This is a genomic window from Kineococcus vitellinus (assembly GCF_009906315.1).
GTDB classification, from domain to species: Bacteria; Actinomycetota; Actinomycetes; order Actinomycetales; family Kineococcaceae; genus Kineococcus; species Kineococcus vitellinus.
Genome location: NZ_JAAALL010000176.1, coordinates 1 through 9,568, shown reverse-complemented (window position 1 = coordinate 9,568; position 9,568 = coordinate 1). Strand labels below are relative to the sequence as shown.

Annotated in this window: 10 protein-coding genes; 6 read left to right on the top strand and 4 right to left on the bottom strand. The window is 75.4% G+C overall.

The annotated features are described in order from the left end of the window. Positions 1-160: 160 nt before the first annotated feature. From GTQ99_RS15030 to GTQ99_RS15010, 5 genes are all read left to right on the top strand, one after another. The gene (locus GTQ99_RS15030; protein ID WP_166616550.1) at positions 161-607 is read left to right on the top strand and encodes a roadblock/LC7 domain-containing protein; all 447 of its coding nucleotides are present in this window, start codon (positions 161-163) and stop codon (positions 605-607) included. Positions 608-613: 6 nt separating this feature from the next. Continuing rightward, the gene (locus tag GTQ99_RS15025) at positions 614-1,009 is read left to right on the top strand and encodes a DUF742 domain-containing protein (protein WP_166616549.1); all 396 of its coding nucleotides are present in this window, start codon (positions 614-616) and stop codon (positions 1,007-1,009) included. Further along, positions 990-1,613, top strand: a complete 624-nt coding sequence (locus GTQ99_RS15020; protein WP_166616548.1) for a GTP-binding protein — start codon at positions 990-992, stop codon at positions 1,611-1,613. The genes GTQ99_RS15025 and GTQ99_RS15020 overlap by 20 nt, the downstream gene beginning before the upstream one ends. A gap of 179 nt (positions 1,614-1,792) precedes the next feature. Next, the gene (locus GTQ99_RS15015) at positions 1,793-4,054 is read left to right on the top strand and encodes a chemotaxis protein CheW (RefSeq protein ID WP_166616547.1); all 2,262 of its coding nucleotides are present in this window, start codon (positions 1,793-1,795) and stop codon (positions 4,052-4,054) included. Position 4,055: 1 nt separating this feature from the next. Continuing rightward, positions 4,056-4,496, top strand: a complete 441-nt coding sequence (locus GTQ99_RS15010; protein WP_166616546.1) for a chemotaxis protein CheW — start codon at positions 4,056-4,058, stop codon at positions 4,494-4,496. 138 nt (positions 4,497-4,634) lie between these two features. Here GTQ99_RS15010 and GTQ99_RS26145 read toward each other — a convergent pair whose 3' ends face one another. After that, positions 4,635-5,435, bottom strand: coding sequence for a rhodanese-like domain-containing protein (locus GTQ99_RS26145; protein WP_166616545.1), 801 nt, complete (start codon positions 5,433-5,435; stop codon positions 4,635-4,637). A 31-nt stretch (positions 5,436-5,466) separates the two neighbouring features. Between GTQ99_RS26145 and GTQ99_RS15000 the strand changes: the two genes are divergently transcribed. Next, a complete protein-coding gene (locus GTQ99_RS15000) occupies positions 5,467-6,483 on the top strand; it encodes a bile acid:sodium symporter (protein ID WP_166616544.1) in 1,017 nt (338 codons plus the stop codon). Here GTQ99_RS15000 and GTQ99_RS14995 read toward each other — a convergent pair. The 3 genes from GTQ99_RS14995 to GTQ99_RS14985 form a co-directional block, all read right to left on the bottom strand. Beyond that, entirely contained in the window at positions 6,364-7,449 is a 1,086-nt protein-coding gene (locus GTQ99_RS14995) for a YihY/virulence factor BrkB family protein (RefSeq protein WP_166616543.1), read from the bottom strand. The genes GTQ99_RS15000 and GTQ99_RS14995 overlap by 120 nt on opposite strands. A 72-nt stretch (positions 7,450-7,521) precedes the next feature. Continuing rightward, complete coding sequence (locus GTQ99_RS14990) at positions 7,522-8,427, bottom strand: glycosyltransferase (protein WP_205707535.1); 906 nt, start codon at positions 8,425-8,427, stop codon at positions 7,522-7,524. 65 nt (positions 8,428-8,492) lie between these two features. After that, positions 8,493-9,568, bottom strand: a 1,076-nt coding sequence (locus GTQ99_RS14985) for an alpha/beta hydrolase (protein WP_166616542.1), incomplete at its 5' end; no start/stop codon positions are given.

The following is a 9,568-nucleotide window of genomic DNA, read 5'->3' as shown; positions in this document are numbered from 1 at the left end:
TGCCGGAGGCGACGTCCCCGCCGCCGACCCGAAGGACGGCGCCGATGGCACCGCCTGACCCCCGCTCCTCGACCCCGCAGCGGGGTCGTGGGCAGGACCACCCGACCGACCCGACCCACCTGACCGAACGACAGTCCAGCCCGAGAAGAGGAAACCCACTGTGACCGCGCTTAGCTCCGAGGCCGCCGACTTCAGCTGGCTCCTCGACAACTTCGTCAAGAGCGTCTCCGGCGTCCAGCACACCGTCGTCGTCTCCGCCGACGGCCTGCTCATGGCCATGTCCGAGAAGCTCGACCGCGAGGCCGGCGACCAGCTGGCCGCCATCGTCTCGGGCGTCTCCAGCCTGGCCCGCGGCGCCGCCCGCCAGCTGCAGTCCGGCGAGGTGCGCCAGGCCATCATCGAGATGGACGACGCGTTCTTCTTCCTCGTCAACATCTCCGACGGCTCGGTCCTGGCCGTCGCCGCCGAGGCGGGCTGCGACGTCGGCCTCATCGGCTACGAGATGGCGATGCTGGTGCAGCGCGCCGAGACCGTCCTGACCCCGCAGCTGGTGTCGGAGATGCGGGCCGCCCTGCCCACCTCCGCCCCCGTCGCGGCCCGGTGGTGACCGGACGTGACAGCACCTGGTAGTGCGGACCTCTGGTCCGACGACGACGACCAGGACGCCGAGGAGTTCACCGTCCGCCCGTACACCGTCACCGGTGGGCGGACCCGCCCCTCCAACGTCGACCTCCCCGTGGAGGCCCTCGTCGAGGCGCTCGGCGACCCCGACGTCGGGATGACGCCGGAGCGGCGGAAGATCCTGGAGCTCACGAAGAAGTCCTACCTGTCGATCGCCGAGCTGTCCGCCCACGTCCACCTGCCGGTCGGCGTCGTGCGCGTCGTGGTGAGCGACCTGTCCCAGACCGGGAAGGTGCGCATCCACGGCCTCACGATGACCTCGGCACCTCAACCCGCGACCACCATCAGCGTCCTGGAGAGTGTTCTCAATGGCATTTCCTCGCTCTGACGTGAGCCCCGCCGGAGCCGGAGCGCCCGCGGGAACCGACACTCAGGCACCGCCCACCGTCGTCAAGATCGTCGTGGCCGGCGGTTTCGCCGTCGGCAAGACGACCTTCATCGGCTCGATCTCCGACATCGAGCCGCTGCGCACCGAAGCCGCCATGACCGAGCACTCGGTCGGCGTCGACGACGCGGGCCTGAACTCCGACCGCAAGACGTCGACCACGGTCGCCATGGACTTCGGCCGCATCGCGCTGCCGGGCAACCTGTGGCTGTACCTGTTCGGCACCCCCGGCCAGGACCGCTTCCTGTTCATGTGGGACGACCTGGTCAAGGGCGCCATCGGCGCGGTCGTGCTGGTCGACACCGACCGCCTCGACCAGTGCTTCCCGGCCGTCGACTACTTCGAGTCGCGCGGCATCCCGTTCGTCGTCGCCGTCAACTGCTTCGACGGCGTGGCCCAGCACGACCTGGACTCCGTCCGCGAGGCGCTCGGCGTCCCGGAGAACGTCCCGCTGGTCTACACCGACGCCCGCAGCAAGGCCGCCACCAAGCACAGCCTCATCACGCTCGTGCAGACGGCCCTGGCCCGGCTGAGCACCGCGTCCTGACCGACGCCCGCACGCCGCGAGAGGCCGGTCCCCGCCCGGGGGCCGGCCTCTCGTCGTCCGCCCCGCGCATCGGCTGGACGGGTGACGTTTCAGCTCCAGGGCCCTCGTGCCGATGAGCACTGTGAGCAGGACGCCGCGGCCCGACCGGGCCGCACCGACGCGAGAAGCGGGAGTGCCACGTGGACGACATGGACGAGATCGTCCAAGAGTTCCTCGTCGAGAGCTACGAGAACCTGGACCAGCTGGACTCCGACCTCGTCGCGCTCGAGCAGGAGCCGGGCTCGCGGGAGCTGCTCGCCAGCGTCTTCCGCACCATCCACACCATCAAGGGCACCAGCGGCTTCCTGGCGTTCTCCCGCCTGGAGTCGGTCGCCCACGTCGGCGAGAACCTGCTGGCCCGCCTGCGCGACGGCCAGCTCGTCATGACCCCGGTGACGACCGACGTGCTGCTGCGCATGGTCGACACCATCCGCGCGCTGCTGTCCTCCATCGAGGCCTCGCACAGCGAGGACGGCGTCGAGGTCGCCGAGGTCGTCGCCGCCATCCGCGCCGTGCTCGACGGCGAGCAGCCCGTGCTCCCGCCCGCCGCCGGTGCCGGCGCCGAGGTGCCCGCCGAGGAGCCCGCGCCCGCCGCGCCCGCCGTCGAGGTCGCCGCGCCCGTCGAGGAGGCTCCCGCGCCCGCCGGCCCGCCCGCCGACAAGCCCGCCGCGCCCGCCGGTGAGAAGGCCTCCGCCGTCGAGGCCAGCATCCGCGTCGACGTCGAGCTGCTGGAGTCCCTGGTCCGCCAGGCCGGTGAGCTCGTCCTGGCCCGCAACCAGATCCTCCAGCGCGCCGGCGCGCTGCGCGACGAGGACCTCACCCGCGCCTGCCACCGCCTCAACCTCGTCGCCAGCGAGATGCAGGAGACGGTCATGCGCACCCGCATGCAGGCCATCGACCACCTGTGGTCGAAGCTGCCCCGCGTCGTCCGCGACCTCGGGAACATGCTGGGCCGCAAGATCAAGCTGGAGATGGAGGGCGGCGACACCGAGCTCGACCGCACGCTGCTCGAGGCCGTCAAGGACCCGCTGACCCACATCGTCCGCAACGCCGTCGACCACGGCATCGAGTCGCCCGAGGTCCGCCGCGCCGCCGGCAAGAACGAGGTCGGCACCCTGAAGCTGCGCGCCGCGCACGAGGGCGGCCAGGTCGTCGTCGAGATCCGCGACGACGGCAAGGGCATCGACCCGGCCGTCATCGGCGCCAAGGCCGTCGAGAAGGGCCTGGTGACGGCCGCCAAGCTGGAGTCGCTGACCCCCAACGACGTCCTGCAGTTCCTCTTCCTGCCCGGCTTCTCCACCGCCGCCAAGGTCACCAACGTCTCCGGCCGCGGTGTCGGCATGGACGTCGTCAAGACGAACATCGAGCGCATCGGCGGCTCCGTCGACGTCGAGTCCGTCGTCGGCCACGGCACCGTCTGGCGCCTGCGGATCCCGCTGACCCTGGCGATCGTCCCGGCCCTGACCGTCGAGTGCGCCGGCCAGCGCTACGCCATGCCGCAGGTCAACCTGCTGGAGCTGGTCAGCCTGGACACCGAGCGCATGTCCAAGGCCATCGAGGACGTCGGCGGCGCGAAGGTGTACCGCCTGCGCGGTGCGCTGCTGCCGCTGATCCGCCTGGAGGAGGCGCTGGAGCTCAAGCGCCCCGCCGAGGCGGAGATGCCGACCAACCTCGTCATCGCCGTCCTGGAGTGCGACGGCCGCCGCTTCGGCCTCGTCGTCGACCGCGTCCTGGACACCGAGGAGATCGTCGTCAAGCCGCTCTCCGGCGTGCTGAAGGCGATCGGCTCCTACGCCGGGGCGACCATCCTCGGCGACGGGCGGGTCTCGCTCATCCTCGACGTGCAGTCGCTGGCGCGGCGCACGATGCGCTCGGACGGCATCGAGCACGCCGCCGCCGCGGCCGCCGCGACGACCGCCGCGACGGGCGAGGGCCAGCGCCTGCTGGTCGTCGGCCTCGGCGACAACCGCCGGGTCGCGATCCCGCTGGACGTCGTCACCCGCCTGGAGGAGTTCAAGACGGAGTCCATCGAGCGCGTCGGCCGCCGCGAGGTCGTCCGCTACCGCGGCGAGATCCTCCCGCTGGTGCGCCTCTCGCACCACCTCGGCGGCGGTTCCCGCGGGGCCCGCTCGGCCGGCGAGGTCGACGCGGTGCCGGGTGTCGTGTACTCCGCGCGCGGCCGCTCCGTCGCGATCGTCGTCGACGAGATCGTCGACATCGTCGCGGGTCAGGACGCGCGCAGCGACATCGACGACGCGGGCCTGGTCGGCTCGGCCGTCATCCGCGACCGCGTGACCGAGCTCCTCGACGTCCGCGCCGCCATCCTGGCCGCGGACCCGAACTTCTTCACCGAGCAGGCTCAGAACGAGCTCGCCGAAGCGTCCAAGCGACTGGGGGTCTGACGTGTCCACGCAGTACGCCACGTTCCACCTGGCCGGGCACCTGTTCGGTGTCGAGGTGCGGCGCGTGCAGGAGGTGCTCACCGAGCAGCCCCGCACCCCCGCGCCGCTGGCCCCGCGGGCCGTCGCCGGCCTCATCAACCTGCGCGGTCAGGTCGTCACCGCGCTCGACCTGCGCCGCCGGCTGGGCATGCCCGACCGCGAGGAGGGCAAGGTCGCGATGAACGTCGTCGTCCGCGCCGCCGAGGAGGTCTGGAGCCTGCTCGTCGACTCGATCGGTGGTGTCATCGAGGCCGCCGACGCGACCTTCGAGCCGCCGCCGGACACGCTGTCCGGCCCGATCCGCGAGCTCATCCGCGGCGCCTACAAGCTCGACGACGCGCTGCTGCTCGTCCTCGACGTCGACAAGGCGCTGGAGATCGAGGGCGCGGTCGCCGCGGCCTGATCCGGCACCGCGACGCAGCACGGGGTGGGACCTCCTGGTCCCACCCCGTGCTGCGTTCCCCTGTGGACGGTGCGGTTGTGGACGGTGCGGTGATCTTCCGCGGTGCACCGCGGAAGATCACCGCACCGTCCACAGGGGTCAGGCGACCGGCCGGCGGTAGTAGGCGCGCTCGTCCACCGGCAGCCGGGGGATCTCCGGGCGCACCGCCGGGTCCGCTCCGCCCTGCGCCGCCGGGTCCGCCGGGTCCGCCGGGCCCGCCGGTCCCACGCCGAGGCGGGCGAAGTGCTCGCGCAGCCGCTGCGGCGGCAGGAAGCGGCCGTCGGCGCCGAGGACGTCGGTGGTGGGGGCGTTGAGCGCGCCGGGCACGTGGCCGGCGACGGGGTCGACGGGTTCGCTCTCGCCGCGGTAGCGCTCGGGCGCGCGCGCGTCCAGCAGCACCCCCGAGCGCGCCAGCGCCGCCGCGGCGGCGGCGTCCAGGACGGGCAGCGAGCCCGCGCGCACCTCGACGTCCCCGGGGACCGGCCGCGGCACCCGCGTGGTCTCGGCTCCGCCGGCGGCCCGCCAGGCGGCCAGCCCGCCGTCGAGGACGGCCACGTCGGCCAGGCCCGCCCAGCGCAGCACCCACCAGGCGCGGGCGGCGCTGGTGCCCGGACCGGCGTCGTAGGCGACGACGCGGGTGCCGGCGCAGGTCCCCGCCGCGCGCAGGGTGCGCTGCAGCGCCTGCGGGTCCGGCAGCGGGTGGCGGCCCTCCCCGGGCCCGGCCGGGCGCGAGAGCTCCGCGTCGAGGTCGACGTGGACGGCGCCGGGCAGGTGGCCGCGGGCGTGGTCGGCGGCGCCGGGCGGGCCGCCCAGGCTCCAGCGCACGTCGAGCAGGACGGGTGGCCGGGGGCCGGCGAGCTCGGCCTGCAGGTCGGGCACGGACACCAGGGGGCCAGGCACCCGGGCACCCTAGCCGCCGTAGCATCCCGGGGTGCTGCGCTGGTCGTCCGTCCCCGTCCTGCGCCGCGTGGAACCCTTCGTGCTCGCCGTGCTGGGCGCCGTGGCCGCGGCGGCCGTGCTGCCCGCCGGCGGCGGCGTCGCGACCGGTCTCTCGTGGGGCACGACGCTCGGGGTGGCGGGGCTGTTCCTGCTCTACGGGGCGCGGACCGCGCCGGCGCAGGCCCTGGCGGGGCTGCGCGACTGGCGGCTGCAGGGCACCGTCGCCGCCACCACCTACCTGCTCTTCCCGCTGCTGGGGCTGCTGCTCGCGCTGGCCGCCGGGCCGCTGCTGGCCGACGGGCTCGCGGCCGGGCTGCTGTTCCTGGCGGTGCTGCCCTCCACGGTGCAGTCGTGCGTGGCCTTCACCGCGCTCGCCGGCGGCGACGTGCCGGCCGCGGTGGTCGGCGCGACCGCCTCCAACCTCGCCGGCACCGTCCTGACCCCGCTGCTGGTCGCGCTGCTGCTCGGCTCCTCCGGGGCGGGTCCGGACGCGACGGCCGTCGGGCGCATCGTGCTGCAGCTGCTGGTGCCCTACCTGCTGGGCCTGGTGGCGGGCCGGTGGGTGGGCGGCTGGGTGCGCGCGCACCGCCGGGGCCTGGGCCTGCTGGACCGCGGGGTGGTCGTCGCAGTCGTCTACGCGGCCTTCAGCAGCGGGGTGCGCCAGGGCGTGTGGCGGCAGGTCGGTGCGGGAGAGGTGCTCGTGGTCCTGGGCTGCGCCGCGCTGCTGCTGGCGCTCGTCCTGCTCGCCGCGTGGGAGGTGCCGCGGTGGTGGGGCGCCCCGCGCGCGCAGCGGGTGGTGGTGGCCTTCTGCGGCTCGACCAAGTCGCTGGCCACCGGCCTGCCGATGGCGACGGTGCTCTTCCCCCCGCACCTGGTCGGGCTGGTGGCGCTACCGGTCGTCCTCTACCACCCGCTCCAGATCGCGGTCTGCTCGTCCCTCGCCGCCCGCCTCGGGCGCGCTCCCGCCGTCCGCGCCGTCCGCGCCGCCGTCCCGCCGCTCCAGGGGTGAGGCGCCGAACTCCACGTGCACGCGCTCGAACCCCTTGTGCCGCTGGGCCTGCGCGAGACGCGTGTAGGCGCGCTGGTCGCCCTCGGTGAGGGAGACGGCGTCGGTGAAGGGGGTCAGCAGCGCCCGCGGGTACAACCGCCGCACCCGCACGACGTCCAGCTCGACGCAGAGCACCACGGCGCAGGAGGAGACGAAGAGGAAGGCGATGACGCCCAGGACGGCCGTGAAGACCTGGTTGGAGACGCTGGAGCGCTCGCTGACCAGCCCGACGAGGTTGCCGCCGAAGCGCTGCAGGAACTGCCAGAGCACGCCCATGAGCACCGCGCCGGGCAGCACGGTGCGGAAGGGCGGGCGGTGGGCCGCCGCCAGCCGGAAGGCCATCGTGAAGCCGAGGGCGGCCAGCGCGGTGTACCCCACGCGCGTCATCCACTGCAGCAGCGTCCCCTGGGCGCCGATGACGTCGGCGAGGACGATGTTCAGCACCGTCGTGCCGACGACGAACAGGCCGGCGGTGACGATGAGCAGCAGGCTGCGCAACCGCGAGGCGAAGGGGTTCGGGCGCTCGTTGCGGGGCACGCCCCAGGCGGTGTTCACGGCGTTCTGCAGGGCCAGGCCGATCCCCAGGGCGCCGTAGAGGGCGCCGACGATGCCGATGACCAGGCCGGTGCCGCCACCGCCCAGGCGGCCGGGGGTGCCGATCTCGTCGCGGATGACGGGGATCTGGGTGGCGGCGGACTCCAGGATCGCCTGCTGCGCGCCGGGGTTGCCGGCCAGCACGTAGCCCAGGACCGTGGACAGCAGCAGCAGCAGGGGCACGAGGCTGAGCAGCCCGTAGTAGGTGATGATCGCGGCCAGGTAGGGGCCCTGGTCCTCGTAGAACTTGTAGACCACCGCCAGCGGGTAGCTCACCAGCCGGTGGCGGCGCTGGAAGCCGTCGACGCGCGAGACCCAGGACACGGACCCCATCTCCCACTGCTCGGCGCCAGGCGCTGGAAGGGTAGCGGCGTCCGCGCGCCCCGCGCGCACCGAGGTCCGCCCTCAGGCGCCGCCGGGCCCGCGCCGGCGCCGGCCCCGCGGCTCGTGCGCGGTGCGCCAGGCGCGCTCCAGCGCCGGCGCGACCGGGCGCCGGCGGCGCAGCGCGGGCGGCAGGCAGCGGGCGAGCGCCACCACCTCCCGCCCGAGGCGGCCCTCGCGGGCGGCGCCGGCCAGCAGCCGGGCGCTCTCGCGCAGCGCGCTCACCAGCGGCCGGCGCATCCAGCACACGAGGACGCGCTCGCGCTCGCGCACCGCCCGGCGGGCGGGGTCGGGCGGCCCGGACGGGCCGTGCGGGGCCTCGACGTCCGCCAGGTAGCACTGCTGCCAGCCGGCGGCGGCCAGGTCCAGGGACAGCAGGTCCTCCCCGCCGCCGCAGCGCACCAGCTCGTCGAAACCGCCGACCTGCTCGAAGGCGGCGGCGCGCAGCACCCCGGCGCGGGCGGTGAAGCCGAGCACGGGCGGTCCGGGCAGGCCCGGGTCGTGCCCCAGCGGGGCGGCCGCCATCCGCAGCGAGGCGCGGTCGGTCTCGCCCGTGGGCGCCAGGGTGGCGCGGGCGGCCACGAGCCCGAGGGCGGGGTGCGCCTCGAAGGCGGCGACGGCGCGCGCCAGCGCCTGCGGCGCCCACCAGGAGCCGTCGTCGCTGAAGGCGACGTAGCGGGTGCGGGCGCGGCGCACGCCCTCGTTGCGGGCCAGGGCGCCGCGGTCCACCGGCAGCCGCACCAGCTCCAGCTGCCGGTGGTGGCCGAACTCGGCCTCCACCATCTCCGGGCTGCCGTCGCCGGAGCCGTTGTCCACGACGACGACCGGCGGGCGGCCGGGCAGGACCACCAGGTGCGACAGGCTGCGGCGCAGCAGGTCGCGGCGGTCCGCCGTCGCGACGACGACGGTCACGTCGAGGAGGTCGGGCACGCGGCCATCCTGCTGGCGCGGCCCCGGGGCCGCAGCGGGAGCCCGCGGCCCCGCGCCCGGCCCCGTCAGCGCCGCACCCGGGAGGTCAGCAGCTCGAGGGTGCGCTCCCAGACCCGGCTGCGCGGGTCGACGACGCTGGAGTGGTCGCCGTCCTCCTCCAGCACCGCCACGTCGTCACCGGCGGCGCGGGCCGCGGCCGCGTAGCGGCGGGAGGCGTCGAGCAGGTCGGGGTCGTCGCCGCGGCAGCAGACGACGGCGACGGGGGAGCGCAGCGGCAGCCGCCGCAGCGGGGAGGAGGCCGCGTACACGTGCGGCAGCTGCGCGGGGGAGCCGCCCAGGGCCAGGGCGACGGCGCCCTCGCTGAGGTGGCGCTCGTGGATGGCCTCCAGGTCCAGGCAGCCGGCCAGCGACACCGTCAGCGCCGGTCGCACGAGCCCGGCGGTGGTGGGCTCGGTGGTGGGCCCGGCGGCGAGGTCGGCGGCGAGGCGGACGACGAGCTGGCCGCCGGCGGAGTGGCCCAGCAGGACCACGCGCTCCAGGTCCAGCGGGGCGTGCAGGCCGGCGAGGGCCTGCAGCGCCGCCGCCACGTCCGCGGTGGTCGCGTCCCAGTCGTGCTCGTCGGGGCGGCGGTACTCGACGTTGACGGCGGCCCAGCCGCGGTCGGCCAGGTCCACGGCCGCGGCGTCCATGAGGTCGCTGGCCCACCGCGAGCGCCAGTAGCCGCCGTGGACCAGGACGGCGACCGGGAACGGCCCGGTGCCCGCGCCGTCGTCCCCACCGGGCGGCAGGCGCAGCTCCAGGCGCTGGTCCGGGTGCGGTCCGTAGGACGTGGCGGCGGCCGGGCGGGTGCGGTGGTGGTGCCAGGCGTCGACGCCGAAGCGCAGGCCGCCCAGCCCCCGCGAGCGCACGTGGCGGCGCACGGCGGCGGACGGGTCGTGGGCGCGGGCGTCGACGTCCACGCGCACGACGCTGCGCACCGCCGCGCGCGCCCCCCAGGCGTCGAGGACGTCGTCGAAGGGGGTGGCGTCCGGTGGCAGGACGAGCGGTTCGCCCTCGGCGGCCGCGGCGCGCACGGCGCGCTCGAAGCCGGCGGCCGTGCGGGTGCGCACGAGCTCGCCGGTGCAGCCGTGCGCGGCCAGGG

Coding starts and splice junctions, on each gene's coding strand:
- GTQ99_RS15020 (WP_166616548.1), top strand. CDS start 990: ATGGCATTTCCTCGCTCTGACGTGAGCCCCGCCGGAGCCGGAGCGCCC.
- GTQ99_RS14995 (WP_166616543.1), bottom strand. CDS start 7,449: ATGGGGTCCGTGTCCTGGGTCTCGCGCGTCGACGGCTTCCAGCGCCGC.